This is a genomic window from Flavobacterium sp. LPB0248 (assembly GCF_013388355.1).
GTDB lineage: Bacteria > Bacteroidota > Bacteroidia > Flavobacteriales > Flavobacteriaceae > Flavobacterium.
This window is the reverse complement of the sequence record NZ_CP058246.1, coordinates 1,953,193-1,977,731: the sequence shown is the minus strand read 5'-3', so window position 1 is coordinate 1,977,731 and position 24,539 is coordinate 1,953,193. Positions and strand designations below refer to the sequence as shown.

General features: G+C 33.3%; 25 protein-coding genes. 10 read left to right on the top strand and 15 right to left on the bottom strand.

The genetic code is table 11. From position 1 onward, the window contains the following. Nucleotides 1-30: 30 nt before the first annotated feature. The 4 genes from LPB248_RS08300 (at nt 31) to LPB248_RS08285 (ending at nt 5,685) form a co-directional block, all read left to right on the top strand. Nucleotides 31-1,104: a glycoside hydrolase family 16 protein gene (locus LPB248_RS08300; protein ID WP_177211017.1), complete on the top strand. Its 1,074-nt coding sequence runs from the start codon at nt 31-33 to the stop codon at nt 1,102-1,104. Nucleotides 1,105-1,176: 72 nt separating this feature from the next. After that, a complete protein-coding gene (locus tag LPB248_RS08295) occupies nt 1,177-2,016 on the top strand; it encodes an endonuclease/exonuclease/phosphatase family protein (RefSeq protein ID WP_177211016.1) in 840 nt (279 codons plus the stop codon). Between the two features lie 2 nt (nt 2,017-2,018). After that, nucleotides 2,019-3,443, top strand: a complete 1,425-nt coding sequence (locus LPB248_RS08290; RefSeq protein WP_177211015.1) for a glycoside hydrolase family 30 protein — start codon at nt 2,019-2,021, stop codon at nt 3,441-3,443. A 13-nt stretch (nt 3,444-3,456) separates the two neighbouring features. Beyond that, a complete protein-coding gene (locus LPB248_RS08285; RefSeq protein ID WP_177211014.1) occupies nt 3,457-5,685 on the top strand; it encodes a glycoside hydrolase family 3 N-terminal domain-containing protein in 2,229 nt (742 codons plus the stop codon). Between the two features lie 45 nt (nt 5,686-5,730). On the opposite strand, the gene LPB248_RS08280 is transcribed toward LPB248_RS08285, so the two are convergent. Both LPB248_RS08280 and LPB248_RS08275 read right to left on the bottom strand, forming a co-directional pair. After that, nucleotides 5,731-7,752, bottom strand: coding sequence for a hypothetical protein (locus LPB248_RS08280; protein ID WP_177211013.1), 2,022 nt, complete (start codon nt 7,750-7,752; stop codon nt 5,731-5,733). A gap of 148 nt (nt 7,753-7,900) precedes the next feature. Further along, nucleotides 7,901-8,158, bottom strand: a complete 258-nt coding sequence (locus LPB248_RS08275; protein ID WP_111426170.1) for a hypothetical protein — start codon at nt 8,156-8,158, stop codon at nt 7,901-7,903. Between the two features lie 282 nt (nt 8,159-8,440). Between LPB248_RS08275 and LPB248_RS08270 the strand changes: the two genes are divergently transcribed. Then, on the top strand, nt 8,441-9,196 hold the full coding sequence (locus tag LPB248_RS08270) for an NUDIX hydrolase (protein WP_177211012.1): 756 nt from the start codon (nt 8,441-8,443) through the stop codon (nt 9,194-9,196). A gap of 26 nt (nt 9,197-9,222) precedes the next feature. Further along, nucleotides 9,223-9,543, top strand: coding sequence for an MmcQ/YjbR family DNA-binding protein (locus tag LPB248_RS08265; RefSeq protein WP_177211011.1), 321 nt, complete (start codon nt 9,223-9,225; stop codon nt 9,541-9,543). A gap of 5 nt (nt 9,544-9,548) precedes the next feature. On the opposite strand, the gene LPB248_RS08260 is transcribed toward LPB248_RS08265, so the two are convergent. The 10 genes from LPB248_RS08260 to ahcY all read right to left on the bottom strand — a co-directional run bounded on the left by LPB248_RS08260 (nt 9,549) and on the right by ahcY (nt 18,649). Further along, the gene (locus LPB248_RS08260; RefSeq protein ID WP_177211010.1) at nt 9,549-10,157 is read right to left on the bottom strand and encodes an alpha-ketoglutarate-dependent dioxygenase AlkB family protein; all 609 of its coding nucleotides are present in this window, start codon (nt 10,155-10,157) and stop codon (nt 9,549-9,551) included. Further along, a complete protein-coding gene (locus LPB248_RS08255) occupies nt 10,144-10,389 on the bottom strand; it encodes an Ada metal-binding domain-containing protein (RefSeq protein ID WP_177211009.1) in 246 nt (81 codons plus the stop codon). The genes LPB248_RS08260 and LPB248_RS08255 overlap by 14 nt, the downstream gene beginning before the upstream one ends. A gap of 176 nt (nt 10,390-10,565) precedes the next feature. After that, entirely contained in the window at nt 10,566-11,279 is a 714-nt protein-coding gene (locus tag LPB248_RS08250) for a 2OG-Fe(II) oxygenase (RefSeq protein ID WP_177211008.1), read from the bottom strand. A 143-nt stretch (nt 11,280-11,422) separates the two neighbouring features. Then, a complete protein-coding gene (locus tag LPB248_RS08245) occupies nt 11,423-12,265 on the bottom strand; it encodes a bifunctional helix-turn-helix domain-containing protein/methylated-DNA--[protein]-cysteine S-methyltransferase (RefSeq protein WP_177211007.1) in 843 nt (280 codons plus the stop codon). Between the two features lie 135 nt (nt 12,266-12,400). After that, nucleotides 12,401-12,862: a GNAT family N-acetyltransferase gene (locus LPB248_RS08240; protein ID WP_177211006.1), complete on the bottom strand. Its 462-nt coding sequence runs from the start codon at nt 12,860-12,862 to the stop codon at nt 12,401-12,403. A 22-nt stretch (nt 12,863-12,884) separates the two neighbouring features. Further along, nucleotides 12,885-13,844: a Fic family protein gene (locus LPB248_RS08235; protein WP_177212527.1), complete on the bottom strand. Its 960-nt coding sequence runs from the start codon at nt 13,842-13,844 to the stop codon at nt 12,885-12,887. Between the two features lie 41 nt (nt 13,845-13,885). Continuing rightward, nucleotides 13,886-14,218: a DMT family transporter gene (locus LPB248_RS08230; RefSeq protein WP_111426179.1), complete on the bottom strand. Its 333-nt coding sequence runs from the start codon at nt 14,216-14,218 to the stop codon at nt 13,886-13,888. Between the two features lie 52 nt (nt 14,219-14,270). After that, a complete protein-coding gene (locus tag LPB248_RS08225) occupies nt 14,271-14,555 on the bottom strand; it encodes a hypothetical protein (RefSeq protein ID WP_177211005.1) in 285 nt (94 codons plus the stop codon). A 246-nt stretch (nt 14,556-14,801) separates the two neighbouring features. After that, nucleotides 14,802-17,033 (bottom strand): patatin-like phospholipase family protein, encoded by a 2,232-nt coding sequence (locus LPB248_RS08220; RefSeq protein ID WP_255463050.1) that lies wholly within the window; start codon nt 17,031-17,033, stop codon nt 14,802-14,804. A 299-nt stretch (nt 17,034-17,332) separates the two neighbouring features. Then, on the bottom strand, nt 17,333-18,649 hold the full coding sequence (gene ahcY, locus LPB248_RS08215) for an adenosylhomocysteinase (protein ID WP_177211003.1): 1,317 nt from the start codon (nt 18,647-18,649) through the stop codon (nt 17,333-17,335). A 302-nt stretch (nt 18,650-18,951) separates the two neighbouring features. Here ahcY and LPB248_RS08210 point away from each other — a divergent pair, with 302 nt between their 5' ends. Further along, nucleotides 18,952-19,602, top strand: coding sequence for a 4'-phosphopantetheinyl transferase family protein (locus tag LPB248_RS08210; protein ID WP_177211002.1), 651 nt, complete (start codon nt 18,952-18,954; stop codon nt 19,600-19,602). Nucleotides 19,603-19,635: 33 nt separating this feature from the next. On the opposite strand, the gene LPB248_RS08205 is transcribed toward LPB248_RS08210, so the two are convergent. The 3 genes from LPB248_RS08205 to LPB248_RS08195 all read right to left on the bottom strand — a co-directional run bounded on the left by LPB248_RS08205 (nt 19,636) and on the right by LPB248_RS08195 (nt 20,997). After that, nucleotides 19,636-20,034, bottom strand: a complete 399-nt coding sequence (locus LPB248_RS08205) for a group III truncated hemoglobin (RefSeq protein WP_177211001.1) — start codon at nt 20,032-20,034, stop codon at nt 19,636-19,638. Then, the gene (locus LPB248_RS08200) at nt 20,031-20,318 is read right to left on the bottom strand and encodes a hypothetical protein (protein WP_177211000.1); all 288 of its coding nucleotides are present in this window, start codon (nt 20,316-20,318) and stop codon (nt 20,031-20,033) included. Before LPB248_RS08200 ends, LPB248_RS08205 begins: the two co-directional genes overlap by 4 nt. 82 nt (nt 20,319-20,400) lie before the next feature. After that, nucleotides 20,401-20,997, bottom strand: a complete 597-nt coding sequence (locus LPB248_RS08195) for a Crp/Fnr family transcriptional regulator (protein WP_177210999.1) — start codon at nt 20,995-20,997, stop codon at nt 20,401-20,403. A 94-nt stretch (nt 20,998-21,091) separates the two neighbouring features. On the opposite strand from LPB248_RS08195, the gene LPB248_RS08190 reads away from it, so the two are divergent. From LPB248_RS08190 to LPB248_RS08180, 3 genes are read left to right on the top strand one after another with little or no spacing between them, the layout of a single operon-like run. Then, on the top strand, nt 21,092-21,820 hold the full coding sequence (locus LPB248_RS08190; RefSeq protein ID WP_177210998.1) for a geranylgeranylglyceryl/heptaprenylglyceryl phosphate synthase: 729 nt from the start codon (nt 21,092-21,094) through the stop codon (nt 21,818-21,820). Nucleotides 21,821-21,840: 20 nt separating this feature from the next. Continuing rightward, complete coding sequence (gene pnuC, locus LPB248_RS08185) at nt 21,841-22,464, top strand: nicotinamide riboside transporter PnuC (protein WP_177210997.1); 624 nt, start codon at nt 21,841-21,843, stop codon at nt 22,462-22,464. After that, on the top strand, nt 22,425-24,539 hold the full coding sequence (locus LPB248_RS08180) for a DUF4301 family protein (protein ID WP_177210996.1): 2,115 nt from the start codon (nt 22,425-22,427) through the stop codon (nt 24,537-24,539). The genes pnuC and LPB248_RS08180 overlap by 40 nt, the downstream gene beginning before the upstream one ends.

Genomic DNA, 24,539 nt, shown 5'->3' with positions numbered 1-24,539 from the left:
TATTAACTAAACCATTTAAATAATAAAAAGATGAAAATAATCAATCTCGCAAATAGAGCAGGAGTATTTACTTTATTACTATTATTTGTATTTCAGTCTTGCAGTAGTAATAATGATACAAAAGAAACTCCTGTAGAGGTAACTCCCGATAAAATTTCATTACAAGTTGACGTAGTTGGAAAAACTGCTGAAATGCCAAATGGAGATGGAAGCGGAAAAATTAATTTAAAGATCGACGCTCTTAATGCAAAGTCATATAAAGTTGTGGTAAACAATGAAACAAAAGAGTTTGCAACTAGTAATTTTTCATATGAGTTTACTCAGCCAGGAACGAAAAGCTATACGATTGATGTTACGGTATTTAATGGAATAAAATATACTAATACTTCTACAACAGTAAATATTTTCGTAGCCAGAAAATTAATCTGGTCTGATGAATTTAATACAGATGGAGCACCAGACTCTTCAAAATGGGGTTACGATTTAGGAAATGGAAACGGTTTTGGGAATAACGAATTACAATATTACACAAACCGCTCTGAAAATGTAAAAATCGAAGGAGGTCTTCTGAAAATCACAGCAATCAAAGAAGCTTACCAAGGAAATCAATATACTTCTACAAGAATGCTGACAAAAGGCAAATTTTCTTTTAAGTACGGAAGAGCCGAGGTTCGTGCAAAACTGCCGGTTGGCGGTGGGACATGGCCAGCTTTTTGGTTATTGGGAGATAATATAGAAACAGCAGGATGGCCTTTGTGTGGAGAAATTGATATTTTAGAATCAGTTGGAAACAATCCAAATGTTATTCACTCGTCACTGCATTCTCCGGGACGTTCAGGTAATACGCCAGACACCAAAACAACAACAGCTCCAAACTCAACAACCGAGTTTCATATTTATGCTGCCGAATGGGATGCCGAAAGCATCAAATTTTTTGTAGACGATAATTTATTTTACACTTATAAAAACTCAAGTACAACTCCATTTAATGCTAAATTCTTTGTGATTCTAAATTTAGCAATGGGAGGAAATTTTGGAGGAACAGTAGATCCAAATTTCAAAAATGCAACCTATGAAATTGATTATGTAAGAGTATATAATTAACATAACTTTTTAATAGATTTTTTTCTTTAAAGTCACGTAAACACTAGCTTTACAAGATTAAAATTTTTTAACATGAAAAAGATAAACAAACTTGTTTTTGCAGTAATGCTGCTTTTAACCGTGAACTCATTTTTTGGTCAGAATTTAAAAATTATGACTTACAATATCCGTTTGGATGTTGCTTCAGACGGAGAAAATGCGTGGCCAAAACGAAAGGATTATTTCACATCTCAAATTGGGTTTTATAGTCCAGAAATTTTCGGAGTTCAGGAAGCAACGCCAAATCAAGTTTTAGATATTGCATCGGCTCTGCCAAATTATAACAGATTTGGAGTTGGGAGAGAAGAAGGCGGATTGGGAGAAGCCTGCACGATTTACTATAAAAAAGATCGTTTTAAAGTTGAACAATCGAACACTTTCTGGTTGTCTGAAACTCCAAATGTGGTTTCGAGAGGTTGGGATGCTGCCTGCAATAGAGTTTGTACTTATGGACTTTTTAAAGATTTAAAAACTAAAAAGTCATTTTGGGTTTTCAATCTGCATTTGGATCATATGGGAGAAGAAGCAAGGGTAAAAGGCGTACAGCTTGTTCTTTCTAAAATGAAGGAACTTAACACTAAAAATTATCCAGCTTTTTTAATGGGTGATTTCAACTCAGAACCAGATACAAAACAGATTAAAGAAATCAAAAATGTGATGAATGACACGAGAGATGTTTCAAAAGAAAAACCTTTTGGGCCTTCAGGAACTTTCAACGATTTCAAACATAACGAACCCGTAACATTATTATTAGACTACATTTTTATCTCAAAAAATAGTGGTTTAACTGTTCAGAAACACGCAGTGTTAAGTGATTCTAAAGATTTAAAATATCCGTCGGATCATTTGCCTGTCTTAATAGAAATAGATTAAAAATGAAAAACATCAACAAAAAACTTCAAATCCTGGTTTTACTGCCGTTAATTGCGATGCAGTTCAATTGCGGATCTTCAAAAAGTGTTACTGCCAATTCTGGAAAAGTAGAATCTTGGATTACTACTACAGATGAAACTTCAAAACTTAAAAAACAAACTGATTTGGTTTTTAGTTCAGAAACAAATTCAAATCAGACAATCGAGATTAATCCAGCTGAAAAATTTCAAACCATCGAAGGTTTCGGATTTTCATTAACAGGAGGAAGTGCTCAAGCTATCAAAAAATTAGATAAAGCAAAAAGAGAGGCTTTGCTTCAGGAATTATTTTCTAGAAAAAATGACGCGATTGGTTTAAGTTATTTAAGAATCAGTATTGGAGCATCAGATTTGAATGAAAAAGTTTTTTCGTATGATGATATGCCAGAAGGACAAACAGATATGAATTTGGAACACTTTAATCTTGGTCCAGATTTAGACGATGTAATTCCGGTTTTAAAAGAGATTTTAGCCATAAATCCTAAAATTAAAATAATGGGTTCTCCATGGTCGCCTCCAGTTTGGATGAAAGATAACGGAAGCTCAAAAGGCGGAAGCTTACAGCCAAAATACTATGGAGTTTACGCTCAGTATTTTGTAAAATACATTCAAGCAATGAAATCTCATGGAATTGCTATTGATGCCATTACGCCTCAAAACGAACCATTGCACCCTGGAAACAATCCAAGTTTGTTAATGTTGGCAGAACAGCAGGCAGATTTTATCGGGAATCATTTAGGTCCCGCTTTCGCGAAAGCAGGAATCAAAACCAAAATTATTGTTTACGATCACAATTGCAACAAACCAGAATATCCTTTGACGATTTTAAGAGATCCAAAAGCAAATCCGTTTGTGACAGGATCAGCTTTTCACTTATACGAAGGAGATATTAGCGCTTTGACTACTGTTCATAACGAATTTCCAAATAAAGATTTGTATTTTACAGAACAATATACAGGATCGGGAACCAATTTTGAAACAGACTTAAAATGGAGTGTGAAAAATGTAGTAATTGGTTCTATGAGAAACTGGAGTAAAAATGCACTTTCGTGGGGATTGGCAAATGATGAATTCTATAAGCCTTTTACGCCAGGAGGATGTTCAACTTGCAAAGGAGCTTTGATGATTGATCAGAACCAAAATATTAAAAGAGAAGTTGGATATTATATTATCGGACATGCTTCTAAATTTGTTCCAGAAGGTTCGGTAAGAATTGGAAGTAATATTGCGGGAGATTTATACAACGTAGCTTTTAAAACGCCATCTGGACAGACCGTTTTAATTGTAGAAAATGACGGAGCTTCAGCTGCAACATTTAATATTAAATACAACCAAAAACAAACCACAACCACTTTAAACGCGGGTGCAGTAGCAACTTACGTTTGGTAAACAACTTAAACACATGAGAAAAACAACAACAATTATGCTGTTTATGCTTTCGCTTTTAGCGTCGGCACAACAGCAGACAATAGATCAGAAAGTCAATGATCTATTGAAGAAAATGACAATCGAAGAAAAAATTGGTCAGTTAAATCAATATACTGGCGATAATCAGGCAACGGGTCCAATTACAATAAACCCAAACAAACAAGCTGAAATAAAAGCAGGTTTAATCGGTTCGATGCTAAACGTAATCGGAACAAAATATACCAGAGGATATCAGGAATTGGCGATGCAGTCAAGACTTAAAATTCCGTTGTTATTTGGTCAGGATGTTATTCATGGTTACAAAACTACTTTTCCGCTTCCGTTAGCCGAAGCAGCAAGTTGGGATTTGCAAGCAATTGAGTTAGCGGCAAGAGTTGCAGCAACAGAAGCTGCAGCAAGCGGAATTCACTGGACATTTGCGCCAATGGTAGATATTAGCCGCGATCCTCGTTGGGGACGTGTAATGGAAGGAGCAGGAGAAGATACTTATCTAGGTTCTAAAATTGCTTATGCAAGAGTAAAAGGTTTTCAAGGAAATAAACTAGGAGATTTAAACTCAGTTATGGCCTGCGTTAAACACTTTGCAGCTTATGGAGCTGGAGTTGGAGGAAGAGATTATAACTCTGTAGATATGAGCGAAAGAATGTTATGGGAAACCTATTTGCCACCATTTAAAGCGGCTTTAGATGCTGGTGCAGCAACATTTATGAATTCATTTAATGATATTAACGGAATTCCAGCAACTGGAAATGTGCATTTGCAGAGAGATATCTTAAAAGGGAAATGGAACTTTCAAGGTTTCGTAGTTTCAGACTGGGGATCAATTGGAGAAATGGTGGCTCATGGTTATTCTAAAGACCTTAAAGAAGCTGCTTATTCAGCTATTACTGCAGGAAGCGATATGGATATGGAAAGTAATGCATACCGTAAGAATTTAGCAGAGTTAGTAAAAGAAGGCAGGGTTTCTATAGATTTGGTTGATGATGCGGTAAGACGTATTCTTCGCAAGAAATTCGAATTAGGATTATTTGATGATCCTTATAGATATTCTGATGAAAAACGTGCCGAAAAAGCATTAAACAATCCGGAACACAGAAAAGCAGCTCGTGAAGTTGCGGAGAAAAGTATTGTTTTATTAAAGAATGAAAATCAGACTTTGCCAATTTCTAAAAATGTAAAAACAATTGCATTTATTGGACCAATGGTTAAAGAATACAAAGAGAATATGGGCTTTTGGTCTGTAGAACTTCCAGAAGTTGATTACAATAAATGGATCGTTTCGCAATGGGATGGATTGCAAAACAAAGTTGGTAAAAACACTAAATTATTGTACGCAAAAGGTTGTGATATCGAAGGAACAAACAAAGATGGTTTTGCAGAAGCTGTTGCAACAGCGAAACAAGCAGATGTTGTAATCTTGAGTATTGGAGAAAGACGCGACATGAGCGGTGAAGCCAAAAGTAGAAGTGACTTGCATTTGCCAGGAGTTCAAGAAGATTTAGTAAAAGCAGTTATGGCAACAGGAAAACCAGTTGTAGTTTTAATAAACGCTGGAAGACCTTTAGTTTTTAACTGGACAGCAGACAACGTTCCTGCAATTGTTTACACTTGGTGGTTAGGAACTGAAGCTGGAAATGCAATTGCAAATGTTTTATTTGGAGATTATAATCCGTCAGGAAAACTACCAATGACTTTCCCGAGAGAAGTAGGGCAGGTGCCAATTTATTACAATCACTTTAGTACAGGAAGACCAGCTAAAGATGAAAACTCAACAAACTATGTTTCAGCTTACATCGATTTGAAAAATTCTCCAAAATATCCTTTTGGATATGGTTTAAGCTATACAACGTTTGATTATTCTGGTTTGAAATTATCTTCGACTAAAATAAAAAGCAATGAAACAATTAAAGTTTCTTTCCAATTGAAAAACAGTGGAAAAGTTGCTGGAGAAGAAGTAGTGCAATTGTATTTGAAAGATAAATTTGGTTCTGTAGTAAGACCAGTTTTAGAATTGAAAGATTTTCAAAAAGTGAAATTAAATGCAGGAGAATCTAAAACAATCGAATTCACAATCGATAAGGAGAAGCTTTCTTTCTATAATGATAAAGTAGAATGGGTTGCTGAACCAGGAGATTTTGAAGTTATGATTGGAGCTTCATCAGCAGATATTAAATTAAAATCAGATTTTGAATTAGTAAATTAAATTAAAAACGGGGCTTCTTTTTGAGCCCCGTTTTTTTTATCAAAATTATTTTAGTCGTTTCTTGAAACTGTATTTAAGCATATTCATTAAGCCTTGTTCGATAATATCGATTCCAATTCCATAATTGCTGTCTGCGATTTCATGATGTGCATTTCTAAAATCTTCAAAATCTTCACTTGGAATTTCTAAATTGATCAATGGTTTAAAATCGACATAAATAGAAGCACCATTTTTAGTTACTTTTTTGCGACTTGTATAATCAAAATATGGATTTGTAATAGTGCTTTCTTGAATAGTATATTTTTCTTGAGTATCTATTTTCTGATCTGTCGATAAGTTGATTTCGTATTTTTCGTTGTCAAAATTATGCCAGAACGAAACATCGCTGTGTATAAAATCGCGTGCCGAGTTTTTAACCACATTTCGATCAAAATACATTAAGAAACGATTCTTTTCGGCATCTGTAAAATACGGATTTTCGACAGAAGTGTTATACTGAATCGTAAACTCATTCAGCTTTTTATCATCGCTCACAATTTCAATTGAAGCATCTTTAAAAATAGTTCTGATATCCGTTCCGTTTCTGTCGTTAGAATAATTTAAGGCATAGAATAAGAAATTATTCCAGCTGTCAATTATTTCTCTTTTATTCGTGTTTTTAAAATATTTACGCATATAATTGGCACGATTTCCTTTGTAAGTCGAAACCAATTTTAACTGGCCTATATTACTTTGAGCACTGAAATCTGCTTTTTCAGTTATACCATAATATGGAAATTTATACGGTTCTTTAATCGCTAATTCCTGATTTGGTTTTACCTCCAAATAATGCTTAAAGTAGATAAAACCACGGTTTTCAAGCAATCCAAATTCATCTCTTGAGGTGGCATCAACAAAATACGTTTCTCTTTTGTGTTTAATTTTTACAATAACATGATTAAAAGTCAGCAGAGAAGGAAGATAATATTTAATATAATGGTCCGAATTAAAGTTTACCAATACTACAGAAGAATCAACATCGATATAATCCAGAACCACTTTCAATAAAACCGATTTTGCCTTACAATCGCCTTGTTTATTTTCATAAGTTACAGATGGCTCTTGCGGTTTGTGGCCGTTCATTTCGTCAGCATTAAAAACATAATACACATGATTCTGTACATAATCAATCGCAAATTGCAGCTTCTCGTCTTGATCTGCAATGGCATCGAGCTTTTCAACAAGATTTGGAGCAAATTCTTTTAGAGAAGCTTTATTGTATATTTCTTCATAAAGCGGAGAAATGTAATTAGATAAATCAATCCAATTACGATCTGTAGCAAAATCAATAAAAGGAGCAATTTCTCTATTAACGTCAAAAGAGTTAATGTAATTTTCTTTGTCAATAACAAAACGCTCTCCTTTTTTCAGGTGATTGATTTCGGGTGCTATAACATTTCCCTCTTCATCTCTATAGAATGTCTGTTTGTAAGCGATTGTTTCTTTTCTATCATTGATAAAAGAAAACTTATACTTTCCGTAAGCCCAATAAGAACTTGGCGTTACATACACATATTTAAGAAACTCCTTTCTCATAAAATCGCGATCTGTAAAAACCTTTGTGCGAGAATCTTCGGTAATTAAAACATCATAAAGGCGTAAATCTTTAATCGTAATATTTACTTTTTTATTACTGCTCAAAATACCGCCTTCACTCTGATTTTCGCTATCCAAAACTTTAATTTTGGTATCTGGAATTTTATCAATCAAAACACCATCTCTTAAAACACTAATTCTATGTATAACATAAGTTTCATTTTCTTCGACAACAACATCTCTTACCGAAGCACTTTCTAGGTTTGAAGGTTCGTTAAGCGTATAAGCAACGCAAGCATATTCGCTGTTTTCGGTATCGCTTGTATAATAAATTTTATCTAAGAAGTAGCAGAAATCACGTCCTTCGTCAACTTGTTTATTCGAGAAATCGGATTCTTTTATATATTCAATAAGCTGATGATCATCAATTGAAGGAGCCCAATTTTCTGGTTTTTGAATTTTATAACTTTCTGATTCAATGATATTTTCCATGATTCTTTTTACAGGTGTATATTCTTACTTTAAAAACAGCTAAAGTAACTAATAAAAGTTCATTTTTTTCTATAATCGTGTGAAATTTGTAATAAAAAAAGCCTCACTAAAAGTGAGGCCGGATTATAAATTATAAACAGGGACAAGGTTATTTTATAACAGTATTTACAAAATCCATGGCGCCAATTCCTTTATAAGAAGCATACAAAGCTTTGTCAAACGCTTCTTGTTTTGCTTTTTTGTTTTTTGCATCAGTTTCAACAATCATCTCGTTGAAAATTCTTTCTTGTTCTTCACTATATTTCAAGGAAGCTTCTAAGAGATAGGTTTTAGAAACAAACCCAAAAGAATTTAGAATCTTACTTCTAATCTTTTGATTAAAATTTTTTAAAGTATTGGTATTCATGATGTTCTACATTTAATTTCTACACTCACTTTGAAGATAAATGGTAGCTTTGTATTATTTTTCTTTGTCTTTTGATTTCAATTATAACAATTAAAATCTTTAATGTGTTATTATGACGCAATGTACTTATTTTTTTTAAATTTGATTTTAAATTTTCGTTAAAATTGTGGTTTAAACACTTCTGTTTTAATTGAAAATCATCTCTTTATAAAAACACTTGAGTTTTATAAAAATGGAGTAAATTGCAACGTTATTAAAAGAAAGAATTTATAAAGATTTTTGATGTTAAAAGACATTATAGATAATAACGAAAATTACCAGCCTGGACTTTCCATAGATTGCGTCATTTTTGGTTTTCATGATAATCAATTAAAAGTTTTATTGATTAAAGTAGAGCGAGCCAATAAATGGTCTTTACCTGGCGGATTTATCCCAGTTGATCAGGATATAGATGCGGCTGCGATCACAGTATTGAATAGCAGAACCGGTGTTGACGGTGTTTTTTTAAGACAATTTGCAACCTTTGGGAAGGTAGATCGTAACAAACAGCATTTTGATAAAAAAACGCTGGAATACCTTAAAATTGAGGAAGCAAAAGGAAAATGGCTTATGCGCCGTTTTGTTACGATTGGCTATTATGCTTTGGTCGATTTTTCGAAAATCCTTCCAAATCCAGCAAACCGACATGAAATAGTAGAATGGATTGACCACAAAGAAGTTCCTGAACTTATTTTAGACCATCGCGAAATTCTGGATAAAGCACTAGATACTCTAAGAATCGAATTGAATTTAATGCCAATAGGTTACAATTTATTGCCAGAGAAATTTACAATTCCAGAATTGCAGAAATTATACGAAACGATTTTGGATAAAAAATTGGATCGTCGAAATTTTTTAAGAAAAATAACCAATATCGGAATCCTTACCAAACTTGATGAAAAGAAAAGCAACGTAGCGCATAAAGCTCCAAATCTTTATTCTTTTGATAAAGAAAAATACGATGAGGTTCTTAAAAACGGACTGAATCAAGGCTGGTAAGAAATAATAATTTAAAATGCACGGTTATGATTTCAATTGAAACCTTTAGAAAATTAGCGTTATCATTTCCAAATGCAACAGAGGAACCTCATTTTGAGAAAACTTCTTTTCGAATCAAAAAGAAGATTTTTGCCACTTTTGACGAAAAAAATAATCATGCCGTTTTAAAATTAAATGAAATTGATCAGTCGGTTTTTTGTGCGTCAAGCGAAAAGATTTTCTATGAAGTTCCAAACAAATGGGGAAAACAAGGCTGGACAATTGTTGAACTTTCAAGAGTGAGACCCGAAATGTTTGAAGATGCCTTGATACGATCTTACGAAACTGTGGCTTCACAAAAGAAATGAAATTGCTATCTCACAATTGTTCTAAAAGTCAAATTAACCCTCGCTTTTTGTGTAGTTTTTGTTGGAGGAAGTCTGTGAAGCCAATACGTTTGCGTTTCATCTTTCATAACCAATAAACTTCCATGTTCCAAAATTATAGACACTGTTTCTTTTGATTCTTTATGTTTGAAAGCAAATTTACGTTCGGCACCAAAACTCACAGAGCCAATTGCGCCATTTTTCTTTAAATCTTTTTCGGCATCGCTGTGCCAAGCCATTCCTTCTTCTCCAGTATGATATAAATTTAGTAGACAGGAATTGAAAGTTTCACCGGTTTTTTCTTCAATGATTTTTTTTAGTTTCAAAAGTTCAGGCGTCCAAGGCAAAGCTTTTTTTGTTGTATTCGAATAAGTATATTCAAATTCCTGATCGCCGTACCATGCAACTTTTCTTTTCGTAAGGATTAGTTTTCCAAAGATTATCGCTTCATCATTCTTCCATTCGATTGTATTTAGTAAAACATCACGGTAAAAGTCGGCTTCTGTTCTCGAAAATAATTTTCCATAATAATTCACCGTTCCATCTTTTGGAAGCAGATTAGTTGTTTCGTCTGTTTGAGGATTAAATAAGTCCATTTTTCCATTTTTGATATTCTGATTTCATGCAGTGACCGCAAGGTCTGAAACCATTTTGAGAGGCATCTACTTCAGAAGAAAAGAAGACACGATTTTCTCGTTTCATTCTTTTTCCCGAAGAACATTTAAGTGTTCCATAGATTTTTAATTTCTGGTTGCCACCGAAACAAATTTCGCCTTTTTTAATTTTATTTCGAAGATCTGAATCGGTTATTTTGCTATGTTGAAGCATTTGTTTTGTGTTTTGTTTTGTGTTTTTTCGCCACGAATTCATGAATTTTCTTTTTAAAATCTTTGCGATTATTTATTCGAATTAATTCTAATAATATCAGATAAAGTATGTAAAAGAATAATTCGTGAATTACTTCGTCCGTTCGCTATCACTCGGGTCGTGGCGGAAAAAAATATTCACGAAAGGGCATCATGAAAAATAATTCCCAACGTATACCTTTCACCCGAATGCACTTCGCTTACACCATGTTTCATATTTACACGATAATAGCCTTTTGTACCTTTTACAGGTCTGAAATTGGTTGTAAAAACTAGAATATCTCCTTTTTTAGGTTTTAAGACAATCGCTTTAGATTGTGCTCTTGGAGTTTGCTGCGTTAGAACAAATTCACCGCCAGTAAAGTCTTCATCAGGTTCGTTTAAAAAAAGTACAATCTGAATAGGAAAATAAACATCTCCATATAAATCCTGATGCAAAGTATTAAAGCCACTTTTGCCATATTTTAGAATTAAAACGGTAGCCTTCAGCTGATTATTGTCATGACATTGTTTTAGTAAATCTTCATGTTTGATTGGAAAAACAGTATCAATATTTAAAGCTCTCATCCAAGCATTTGCAATTGGAGCTAATTTAGGATAAATCGAAGAACGTATATTTTGAATTAAATCTGGAAGCGGATAATTGAAATATTTGTATTCGCCCAAACCAAATCGGTAGCGTTCCATTACAACTGTTTTTCGGTATATGGATGGATTGTCATAATCGAATTTTAAGTCTTCGCATTGCTCGTTATTTAGCACTTTTGGAATAATTGCAAATCCATTTTCGTGCATAGATTCAGTGATGCTTTCCCAGTCTTGAGAAGCAATTTTGGATTGTATATTTTGCATAGTAATTTAGATAGAGATTTTTTTTCTGCCACGAATTCACGAATTTTCTTTTAAAATCTTTGCGATTATTTATTCGAATTAATTCGAATAATATTAGATAAAATATTTAAAAAAGAAAATTCGTGAATTCGTGGCAGAAAAACTTATAGATTTATTTGCGCACCTTCCCAGCCAATAATGGCTGTTTTTCGCGTATTCCCCCACATATAGCCACCAAATGTTCCCGAAGATTGAATCACACGGTGACAAGGAATTAAAAATGCAACAGGATTGCTTCCAATTGCAGTTCCAACTGCTCTTGATGCATTTGGTTTCTGAATTTGTTGTGCAATAGAACCGTAAGTTGAGAGGTGTCCCATTGGGATTTTCAGTAAAGTTTCCCAAACTTTCAGCTGAAAATCGGTTCCTTTTAAATGAAGTTTGATTTCTGATAATTTGCTCCAATCATTCTGAAAAATAAATAGCGCATTTTGCTGTGCTAAGTCTAGTTTTTGAGTAAAAGAAGCATTTGGAAATTTATCTTTTAAGGCAGCAAGTCCAGTGATTTCATCTTCGGCGAAAGCCATAAAACAAACGCCTTTTGAGGTCGATGCAACAATGATATTTCCAAACGGACTTTCGGCAAAACTGTAGTTAATAGCCAGATTTTTTCCGCCATTTTTATATTCTGCAGGCGTCATTCCTTCAATATTAACAAATAAATCATGCAGTCGGCTAGTGCCAGAGAGTCCAGTTTCGTAAGCCGTTTCAGAAATCGTTGCCTGATTTTCTTTGAGTAATTTTTTGGCGTGTTCGATACTTGTAAATTGCAAAAATTTCTTCGGACTCGTTCCTGCCCATTCACTAAAAAGTCTCTGAAAGTGAAACGGACTTAAATGTACTTTTTCTGCAACCTCATCAAGATTGGGCTGATCTTTAAAATTTGCTTTGATATAATCGATTGCTTCTGCAATGCGGTTATAATTAATGGTTTCTTGTGTGTTCATTTTTCTTCCATTTTATAAGGCAAAGATCGATTGGTTTTGGCAGGTATAAAATCCGAAACTTGCTTTGTTTTTTTGTTTCGGGTTTCCAGTTTCAGGTTTCAACTTAACTTGAAACCTGAAACTGGAAACAAAATTTTACAATTCTTTTTCCATCTTAAAGTTAATTAGTTCAACGTCCAAGCGAATATTTTTCTGTTCGGCTTTTACAACAAATCCTTTCTTTTCAAAAAATGGTTTTGCTGTTATGCTGATATCTGAAGTTATTATTTTTGAATGATGTTTTTTAGCTTCAATTTCTAATTCGTTTAACATTTTGTCTGCAATTCCTTGTCGCTGAAAATCTTTATGAATATAGAAGAAATCAATGTAGTTTCCGTCTTTTAAGGTTCCAAAACCCGCAATTTTATTTTTAATCATAGCTAATAAAACAAATTGTGTTTCTATAACAGCAGTCCAGCGTTCTGTATTTTTTACACCAGAAATCCAGGCTTCTATTTGAGCTGTATTATAATCGTTTTTGCAGACAGATTGTATGGTTTCGATATACAATTGCTGCATTTCGGTAAGATCTGAGATTGTAGCTTTTCGAATGTCCATGTTTTATATTTTTTAAAATAGGCTAAGGGTTAATTAAGGTGTACTTGGCAGTACTCTGATTTCCGGTAATATCAAAAAGTTTTAATGATAATCCTTTTTTTAAATCTCGGCTTGCGGTAGCTGCAGAAATATCCTTAAAAACATGCATATAATCTTTCCTGGTAAATTCCTTAATTCCTAGAGAATAAAAATACTCTAATCGGTCAATGTCTTTTATTGTTCTGTTATCGTAATTAAGTAGGTTTTCCAATGATTTATTTATTACATCTAACATATACTCGATAAAATAAGTTGATTTACCACTGCTATCACTCATTGCGAGAGATTTGTAATAACGGTCTTGCGTTTTGCTTATCAATGTCTCAAAAGGTAAAAATTCGAAAACAGGGTATTCTTCCATTAGAATAATTGTCTGCCATAATCTTCCCATCCTGCCGTTTCCGTCTAAAAAAGGATGAATAAATTCCATTTCATAATGGAAGACACAACTTTTTATTAAAGTTAATTCATCTTTATTTTTTAAATAGTCAAATAAATCATTCATTAAAAAAGGAACATTCTCGTAAGGAGGAGCTATATGTGCAACTTTTGTCCCTTTTACAATTCCAACTCCTTGTTTTCGATACTTTCCTGCATCAAGAACGAGGTCTTTCATTAATAGCTGATGAGCACTTAAAAAGCTTTTTGAAGAAGTTGATTTATATTCTCCTAATTTATCATAAACTTTGATTGCATTTAAAACTTCTAAGACATCTTTTTGTGGGCCAATTACTCTCTTGTTTTCAATTAATGCAGTAATTTGTTCTTCTGTTAAAGTGTTTCCTTCAATTTGTAATGAAGAATGTATTGTTTTAATTCTATTCTGCTTTCTAAGTTTTGGAGATTGCTTGTCAAGGTATAAGATGTTCAACGCTCCAATCTTTTCAGATATAGAACTTATTAATTTTAATATGATGGGAGTAATGTCATAAGGTGGTTTCATGATAGTATCATTTGATACTATCAAAAATAATATTTTTTGATTTAATGCGCCGTAGTTTTAGAAAAAACATTGATTACAATCACACCAATTATAATTAAACTCAATCCAATTATAGCGGGTAAATCTGGGATTTCTTTGAAGAAAATGGCGCCAATTGCTGTAATTAGAACAATTCCGACTCCAGACCAGATGGCATAAGCGAATCCGACGGGAATGGTTCTGATAGCAAAACTCAAACAATAAAAAGCGCCACAATAGCCAATAATGGTAATAATACTCGGAATAAGTTTGGTAAATTCTTCAGACTTTTTTAATGCCGATGTTGCAATAATTTCAAAAACTATAGCGATAAATAAAAATAAAAAATTCTTCATGATTGTCGTTTTTTACAAAGTTAAGCTTTGTTTGAAACGGACAGGAATTTATTTATCGAATATGAATTTCTGTTTCATTATTTTTTACTTCATCAAAACAATCAATGCATAGCATTTTAAAATCTGCCCTGGCTTGAAAAACTTCTGTCCATTCTTCGCCATTATCAAGAAGCCATTGTTCGCATTCTCCGCACCAAGCAATTTGAGGAAGATCTTCCTCGGCTTCTGAATAGTAGAAACCAATTTTTTCTTTAGAGTCTGTTGCCATTGCAATATGAATGCAGCCAAAAGTCATTTCTTTTGTGCCATGTATTTCGCATAAAACTTTTTCGATCATAATTTTTTTTCGCTTTTTTATGAGTTCTTGAGTTTCAAATTTAAACTTAAAATTTCAAGAGCTATAAATAATAACGATCTATTTATAGCTTCTGTTTTGCCTTTGCGTGAGGGATAGGAGCTGGCTACCAAAGTAGCGCGGATAGCCCGACATAATTTAAGAAAAGGCCCAATGCACGCAAAGTAGATTGGGCCTTTTTTAAAATTATGGCACGCCCTGATTAATTTTAGATTTTAAATATCTCTTTTAAGGATTGAATGATAATCCTACGCTGAAAAACAATCTTACTTTGTCGATATTGTTTATCCATGAAGTATCAAAATGAATCGGGCCTAAAATGGATTGATAGGAAATCGCTGCACCTCCTGATATTACTAAGCTGGTATCGATGTTGTTATCCCAATTTCCTTTTGGATTAAAAGCATGCTTTATATAATCGTTGAAGGTGTCAAAACCAACAGAAGCGATATTGAAGTGAGGAGTAAGGTAAATTTTTCCAATTAAGTTTATTTGAGCCCCAAGTTTGAGACCCATATATTGTGTAACATTAAGTTCGTCTTCATGAAGTCCTGCAAACGAGAAGCGATTGCTTCCAGAGCTTGGAATAATACCGCCTATGAAATATTTTGCCGCATAACCAAATCCTGAAAACGGAATATCATCATGTTTAAGTTTATCCTGAAAAATAAAATAAGAGTCAAACCCTATTATTCCTGTAATTTTCTTTTTAATAGCTAATCTCTTCTCGTAAGTTAAACCAAATTTGGTGTAGCCATTTGTTGAGCCAGAAACTCGTGTTTGGTCTGGATCAGAAAAAGCAGCGTCGATATCAGTAAGAAATGATCGTGCTACATTTGATTTTATAATTGTCCCTTCTGTGGCAAAGAAAACTCGATCCATGTCATTGTAAGAATAATGCAAGTTGAACTCGATGTTGTTAAAGCTATAGTTGTTTATGCTCACAGAATTAGGGTTGTATTCTCGGTCATATTTTGGTTTTAGATTGGTGTAGCTATAGTTTAAGCCAAAACCCAAATAACTTTTTAAAGAATTTATATTTCTATTTACCTCATTGTTAATTTCAACAGTGTTGTAAAGTATATTATCGGATGCTTTGCCATTGATATAAATTTCTTGGCGAAGTAAAGCCCCATAAGCTTCAGAGATCCACCACCATTCTCTATGCTGTCCAAAATTTTTCTGATAATTGATTCTTGCTTTTGGCTGTTCGGCAATATCTACCGTTAACAGAAGACGTGAGGCATCGGCAAGAACATTTCTTCCTGTGTAGTTAAAAATTATTCCGACACCTCTGTAAGTGTCATAATGGACTGATGTGTTTAGCTGGTTTTTGGCACGTTCAAATCCGAACAATGTAATGCCTAGTTTATCTTCGTCTTTAATGAAATAACTATACGTAATCTCGTCAAAAAGATTAGTTCCCATTGCTCTATTAATGCCCGCTATTAAATCTTTGGTAGTGTATTTTACATGAGTTTTTAGATTTGCCCTTCCGACAACCAACGGCATATTTTCGGGACTTATTTTTTGATAAACGATTGTATCCAATACAAACTCATTTGGCATATCGGGCAATTTATGAGTTCGTTGCTGAAATCCTTTTAACTTTTCTGAAAGCGCAATTAAAGCTGGAAGATTTTGATTTGTGGCAATTTTACCGTCTTTGTAGATTTCGTTGCTATCGGCAAAATCGGCTGTTGAGAAACGGAGATTGGGTAGGTGATCAACCAATATGTTACATAAATCGCGGTTTGCAGGATTCTTGATGTTGCTCGGAAACATGCTGGTCTGCATTAATATGGTCATAAGATTGTTTAACTTATCTACAGGTTCCATTCCGCCTCCCACATCACTTCCAATAATAATATCGGCACCCATTTGTTTGGCAACATCAGTCGGGAAATTATTTAATACTCCACCGTCTACCAAAACTGTTTTTCCGTAAGGCATTGGCTTGAAGATAGCAGGCAGCGACATACTGGCGCGCATGGCGTAAGATAAACTTCCTTTACTTAAAATAACTTCTTTTCCTTCGACCAAGTCTGTGGCCATAGCTCTGAAAGGAATCGGGAGACTGTCAAAATCTTTGACATTGTATACAGGGAAAGTTAATTCAGAAAGGTATTCTCTTAGATTTTGATCATTTAGCAGAGAACCAATGCTGTTAAGTTTTCCGTCTTTAACACCTATTCCGACTAAATATCGTTGAAATTCTCTTTTTTCTTCGGCACTTACAGCTCGTAATGACTGACCTCCGCCTAAGAGTTTATCCCAATAAATATCTTTGGTAATTTTTTCTATGCTATCACCCGAATATCCCATTGCATATAAACCACCAATAATACTTCCCATACTGTTTCCAACAATAAGATCTGGAACGATGTGAAGTGAATCTAATTTTTGCAAAAGAGGAATATGTGCAATTCCTTTTGCGCCGCCACCGCTTAGTACTAACACAACTTTAGGCTTTTTTTCCTGAGAAAAAATAATTTGTGGGAGAATTAGTAAAAATAAGAAGACGAGTAAATAAGATGTTTTTTTCAATTTTTTTACTATTTAAGTATTTGATAAATAGATTCTTATTCTGGTTATTAAAAGTAAGCAGATATTTATAAAAGTACAATTTTTTGATAGAAATGTTTTACCTGAAACATAAAAACAGAAAACCCGACAGATTTTTAAAATCTGTCGGGTTTGAATATGTAATAAATCTAAGATCTACTCCCGATAACTATCGGGATTAAATCTAAAATAGATTAATATCTGTAGTACTCTGGTTTGAATGGACCTTGAACTTCAACACCAATGTAAGCAGCTTGATCTTCTCTTAGAACTTCAAGTTCAACGCCTAATTTAGCTAAGTGTAAAGCAGCAACTTTTTCATCTAAATGTTTTGGTAACATATAAACTTCATTTTTGTAAGCCGCGCTGTTGTTCCATAATTCGATTTGAGCTAAAGTTTGGTTTGTAAATGAGTTACTCATTACAAAACTTGGGTGACCTGTAGCACAACCAAGGTTTACTAAACGACCTTCAGCCAAGATAATGATATCTTTACCGTTGATGTTGTATTTGTCAACCTGAGGTTTGATTTCGATTTTAGATGCACCGTGGTTTTTGTTTAACCAAGCCATATCAATTTCGTTATCAAAGTGACCAATGTTACAAACAACAGTTTTGTCTTTCATTTGCTCAAAGTGCTCTCCAAGAACGATATCTTTATTTCCTGTAGTTGTAATGATGATGTCAGCATTAGCAATTACAGTGTTTAATTTTTTAACTTCATAACCGTCCATTGCAGCTTGTAAAGCACAAATTGGATCGATTTCAGTAACAGTTACAATAGAACCAGCACCTCTGAAAGAAGCTGCAGTTCCTTTTCCAACGTCACCGTATCCACAAACGATTACTCTTTTTCCAGCTAACATTAAGTCAGTTGCACGACGTACAGCATCTACAGCAGATTCTTTACATCCGTATTTGTTATCAAATTTAGATTTAGTAACAGAGTCGTTAATATTGATTGCAGGCATTGGAAGAGTTCCAGCTTTTACTCTTTCGTAAAGTCTGTGAACACCTGTTGTAGTTTCTTCAGAAAGACCTTTAATTCCAGGAACTAATTCTGGGTAACGATCGATAACCATGTTAGTTAAATCTCCACCGTCATCTAAGATCATGTTCAATGGTTTTCTGTCTTCACCAAAGAAAAGAGTTTGCTCAATACACCAGTCAAATGATTCTTCGTCAAGACCTTTCCAAGCGTAAACTGAAATTCCAGCAGCAGCAATAGCAGCAGCAGCCTGATCTTGAGTAGAGAAAATGTTACAAGAAGACCAAGTAACTTCTGCACCAAGAGCAATTAAAGTTTCGATTAAAACAGCAGTTTGAATCGTCATGTGTAAACATCCAGCAATACGAGCACCTTTTAATGGTTGTTCGTCTTTATATTCAGCGCGAAGTGCCATTAAACCTGGCATTTCAGCTTCAGCTAGTTCAATTTCTTTTCTTCCCCAAGCCGCTAGAGAAATGTCTTTTACTTTGAAAGCCACATAAGGCGTAGTCGATGTACTCATTTATAGTATATTTGTATAATTGTAAAATTTTTGCAAATTTAAGGAATAGCTTTTGAATTTTACCAATTTCTGCCAGATTTGTGAAATCTTTAATTTCTTAATCTTTAGAACATTAGTTTATAAAACGATTTAAACCATATAAGCGATATAAGTTCATTTAAAAAAGGATTCTTTGTAATACGCTTTGTTTTGAATTGCTTAAATTTACTTAATACATTTTTTTGAACCAGAAGTTATTTTTCTTACGTGCTTATATGGTTTAAAAACTCATAATTCACAATTCATAATTTATAATTAAAAAAATGCCTTTATTTCAGACCATACAATTCAATGAAACTACTAAAATTTTAATTTGGGAAATAACCGAATCTTTTGATGAATTGTATAGCAAGGTTACCTTGAAAGAAAAGACGCAAAAGAGACTTGACGGAATGAAATCACAAATGCATCAGCGTGCTTTTTTAAGTGTTCGAATGCTGATTCAGGAAATGGGTTTTACAGATAAAGATCTGCATTATGATGAATTTGGAAAACCATATTTTGATTGTCATAATCATATTTCAATAACACATTCGTACCATTTTGCGGCAATCATTATAAGCCATGAAACTGTAGGAATCGATATGGAATTGCAGCGTGAGAAAATTCAAAGAATAGCAGATAAATTTACCGATTATGAATGCAGGTATTTAGAACCAAATTCTACAGAAGAATACATAAAAAAACTTACCGTTATTTGGGGAGCCAAAGAGGCGATCTTTAAAATAAGAAATGAAAAAGGTATAAGTTTTAAAGATCATATTAATGTAAACAACTTCTCTTTAGGAGAAACCCAAACGCAGGCAAGTCTTCATTTTGATGATCTCATAAAAGATTTTGATGTGCACTACGAAGAAATCAAATCAGATAATTTTGAAGGAACTTTTACTTTGGTTTATGCTTTTGAGAAATAAAATTTCAATTTAAAAATTCCAAGATTAAGAGATTCAAACTTCGCTTTCTTTTTGTCTATGCTGAAATATGCTCATGTATAAAAAAGTGCTCATTTTTCGGGCGCGTCTTTTTAATGTTTCGGCGTTTTCGCCTTCAAAATGTTCGTCAATGGTTTGAGACCAATGATTGAGCCAGATTCCGAATTCGTTTATAGTGATTTTTTCATCAAAATGGGCATCAACTTCATTGTGTACAGCGTGAGGATTTCCTTTGTATTTGCGAACGCCAAATAGGTTTGTTTCCCAAAAATCAGTCAGCTTTTCAAGATGTGTATCCCAATCAGAAATCATTTCATTAAAATAAAAGCCGATTTCTTGATCGGCTCTTATTTTATCATAAAAATGATGTACTAAAAAAGATACATCAGCTCTATTTTCTATTTGTTTTTTCATAGAATAAAACTATTCAAGAATATAAAAAATACACTTAAAAGTGTGCTTAACATAATAAGGTTGAAAACTACTTTGTGTTTCATTTGTGCTAAGATAGAGGTATTTGCGAAAACACAGGCTAAAACAATAATTCCTAGCTGAATCATCTGAAGAATAGAAGTTCCGTTAGATAAAACGTACATAGCTGCAGCGCCTCCTAAACAGCTTTGTCCAATTACTGCCATTGCAGCAGAACCCATATAGTTTCTATTGAAAATGTCGAATGTTGTTTGATATAGTGTCATGATATTCAGTTTTTTATATCAACAAAATTACAGCGACAATAGTAATGCATTTTATGACTTTAATCATAAAACAGAAGTTTTTTTATCTGTATACTTTTCGGTTAATAATCTTCAGTTCGCCTTTTTTTTCCAATGCTTTTATGGTTCTAATAACGGTTTCAACCCGTAAACCAGTTAAATCTCCAATCTGCTGTCTGGTAAAATTAATGAGATAACCATTCTTATCTTTTTGAAAATTGAAGTAAGCAATTCCGTGATCAATCAGTTTTAAGACACGATGTTCAGGTTCGTGTGTCGATATTTCGGCAGCCATAACCGATTTGTAATACAATCTCTGCGCTAGATTTTCTATTATTTGAATACTCACTCTTGGATTTTCTTCTAAAAGCCTCATGAAGTTCTCTTTAGAAAGAATAAAAAGCGCTGTATTTTCTACAGCAATAGCATTTGCTGGATATTTTTGGTTTAAAAATAGTGGTGGTTCACCAAAAGATTGTCCGTTATAAAAAATACCCTGAATAAATTCTCGACCGTCATCATTATAATTGCTCATTTTTACTTCACCAGAAATAATCTGATAATAGTTTGACGGTAGGTTTCCTTCTTCGAAAATAACATCATTTTTATTAAATGATTTTTTTGCAACATCATACTTTTCTAGTAATTCGACTGTAATCATAATGTATTGTTTACGTTACCAAAAGACATTGAACAAATATAATTTATTCAAAATAGTTCTTCTACATTAAAAATCTTTTACTTTTACACCCCGTATGCAAGAACAAATACTAACTATTAGACAACAGATTTTAGAAGCTAAAAGCAATGGCCAAAAATTACTGGCAGTGCTTTTGGATCCTGATAAAATTGTATTGGAAAATGTCAATCATTTAATTGAAAAAATTAATGGTTCGCCTGCAACTCACATTTTTGTAGGAGGAAGTATTGTTCAGAATAACATTTTAGAAGAATTGATTTCGGAGTTAAAGCAAAAAACGAATTTACCTGTTATTTTGTTTCCTGGCGATCCTTCGCAGATTTCGCCAAAGGCAGATGGTATTTTGTTTCTGTCTTTATTGTCTGGTCGAAATCCAGATTATTTGATCGAGTATCAGGTTCAGGCTGCTCCAATTCTTAAGAAAACAAATTTAGAAGTTATTTCTACAGGATATATTTTAATTGAAAGTGGCAATGAAACAGCTGTTGCCCGTGTGAGTAAAACAAAACCTTTAAGTCGCGAAAATCTTGATTTGGTTTTGGCTACAGCGCAAGCGGGAGAAATGTTAGGAAACCAACTTATTTACTTAGAAGCAGGAAGTGGTGCAAAACAGCCTGTTCCTACAGAAATGATTGAACTGATTTCTCAAAATGTTGAAATTCCTGTAATTGTTGGCGGAGGAATTGTAGATTTGCACGGAATTCAAAAAGCATATAAAGCGGGCGCAGATTTGGTTGTTATTGGAACTGCCTTTGAAAATAACAGTCGTTTTTTTGAATTATAAATGTCAAATACCACATTTTCATGATAGATTTTTTTTTAGAAAGTTATAAAAATGCACCGCTTTGGCACATTGCTTTGGAATTTCTGGTATTTGTTTGCGGAATTTTAAGTGTGTGGTTTGCCAAAAAAGAAAACATCTGGGTATATCCAACAGGATTAATCGCTACTGCAATATCGGTTTATCTGCTTTATATTGCTGGTTATATGGGAGATATGATCATAAATGCTTATTTTTCAGTTATGAGTATTTATGGATGGTATGTCTGGGCAAAAGGAGGAACTGCAGAAGATAATCTGCCAATTACCCGTACAAGTTTTAATGAAAAAATAATCGGAATCTTACTGTTTATTGTGACTGTTTTTGTAGTTTTCGGCATTTATAAATATTTTGATTATGAAATTCATAAAGACAATTATGTTGATATGATTTCATCCGGAATATTTTTCGCAGGAATGTGGTATATGGCCAGAAAAAAAATAGAAAACTGGACACTTTGGATTATTGGTGATATTATTGTTGTGCCTCTCTATGCTTATCGTGGCTTAGGAATGTTGTCGCTTCAATACATAATTTTTACAATTTTGGCTATTTCAGCTTATTTAGAATGGAGAAAGATCTTAAACAGCAAAAAACAAATATCATAAAAATTGCTTTGTTTGGTCCTGAAAGTACAGGAAAAACAACCTTAGCAAAACAGCTTGCAGATTACTACGAAACCGAATGGGTTCCCGAATTTGCACGCGACTATTTGCAAGAAAAATGGGAAGAGAATAAGCATATTTGTGTAGCTGATGATATGATGCCAATTGCGTATGGCCAGACTGCATTGGAAAATGAAAAATTGGCTAGTGCAAATAAATACTTGTTTTGTGATACCAATTTGATGGTAACCAAAGTGTTTTCTGAAATGTATTACGGTTTTTGTGACCCGCTTTTAAACGAAGCGGCGCTAAAACATGAATACGATTTATTTTTCCTTACAGATATTGATGTTCCTTGGGAAAAAGACGATATTCGTGATACTCCCGAAGGAAGAGAAACGGTGTTTTCTGTTTTTAAACAGACATTAATAGATACAAAAAAGCCTTTTATAACATTATCAGGAGACAAAGAAACACGTTTGGCAAAAGCAATTGCTATTATCGATGATTTGACTTTGGCTAAAGAAAAAGGATTTACGTCATCAGATTTTGTTCAAATTTACGATAGAGGAATTCCTTTTGAAAAAATTCTAAAACAACTCGAAATTCTTGATAACGGAATTGCTAAAAGTAATTTAGTAAGTCCTGCAACAACTGATAATGGAATTTTAAGTTTATCTGAAAAAGATTTTGAAGATAAAGCGGTGTTTTTTGATAAACAAAAAGAAAATTTAAAAATTAAAAAGTTTGTTCCCGCTTCTGGTGCTGCGACCAGAATGTTTAAATTTCTAACTGCTTTTCTTAATGATTTTGATATTCAGAAAGAAACTATTAATGCTTATATAAATAGAAAAAAAGACAAAGAACTTGCCATTTTTATTATCGGAATGGATAAGTTTCCTTTCTTCAAATCTATAGATCAAAAGTTAAGAGAAATTTATTCTGATTTTGAAACTCTTGAAAGAGATTACAAGAATTATTATTTTATAAAATTATTGTTGTCTCCCGATTATTTTAATTTTGCGAATAAGCCAAAAGCAGTATTGCCATTTCATTTATACGAAACACATATTGCAACTCCAATTGAAGAGCATTTAAATGAATGTATACATTATGCTACTTCAAACAAGGTTTCCAATCTGCATTTTACTGTATCAGAAATTCATCAAAACTTATTTTACGATGGAGTTGATGAGGTTATAGGCAAAATTGAAGAGCCATCAGGAGTTAAAATTAATATTGGTTATTCGTATCAAAATAAAAGTACAGACTCCATCACTATTGATGGAGAAAACAAATTGGTAAAAGATAAGAATGATAATTTAGTTTTTAGACCTGGGGGACATGGCGCTTTGATTGAAAATTTAAATGATCTTGATGCAGATGTAATCTTTATTAAAAATATAGACAATGTGATTCAGAATCATATTGATAAAATTACATTATACAAAAAAGCATTAGCAGGTGTTTTAATTGAAATACAGCAAAAAGTTTTTTCTTATTTGAAGGCAATTGATCAAGATGACATCAAAGAAAATCATTTAGCAGATATTGTTTTGTTTTTAAAAGAAGAGCTAAATGTCGAGATGAGTAATGACTTCAGTAAATTTACTTTTGATAATAAAATTAGTAAAATCAAAGAACTATTAGATAGACCAATTCGTGTTTGCGGAATGGTTAAGAATGAAGGAGAACCGGGAGGGGGACCTTTTTGGGTTATGAATGATAAAGGAGCGAATTCTCTTCAAATTGTTGAAACTTCTCAGGTAGATTTGGCTAGCAAAAAACAACAAGCAATTTTAGCGGAAGCAACACATTTTAATCCGGTAGATTTGGTTTGTGGTATTAAAAATTATAAAAAGGAGAAATTTGATTTATTGCAGTTTGTAGATCAAAAAGCTGGTTTTATCGTGGAGAAAAGTGTTGAAGGGAAAACAGTGAGAAGTTACGAATTGCCAGGTTTATGGAACGGGTCAATGGCTAATTGGTTAACTGTTTTTGTTGCTGTGCCTTTGATTACTTTTAATCCTGTAAAAACGGTAAATGATTTGTTGAAAGCTGCACATCAGCCACAATAA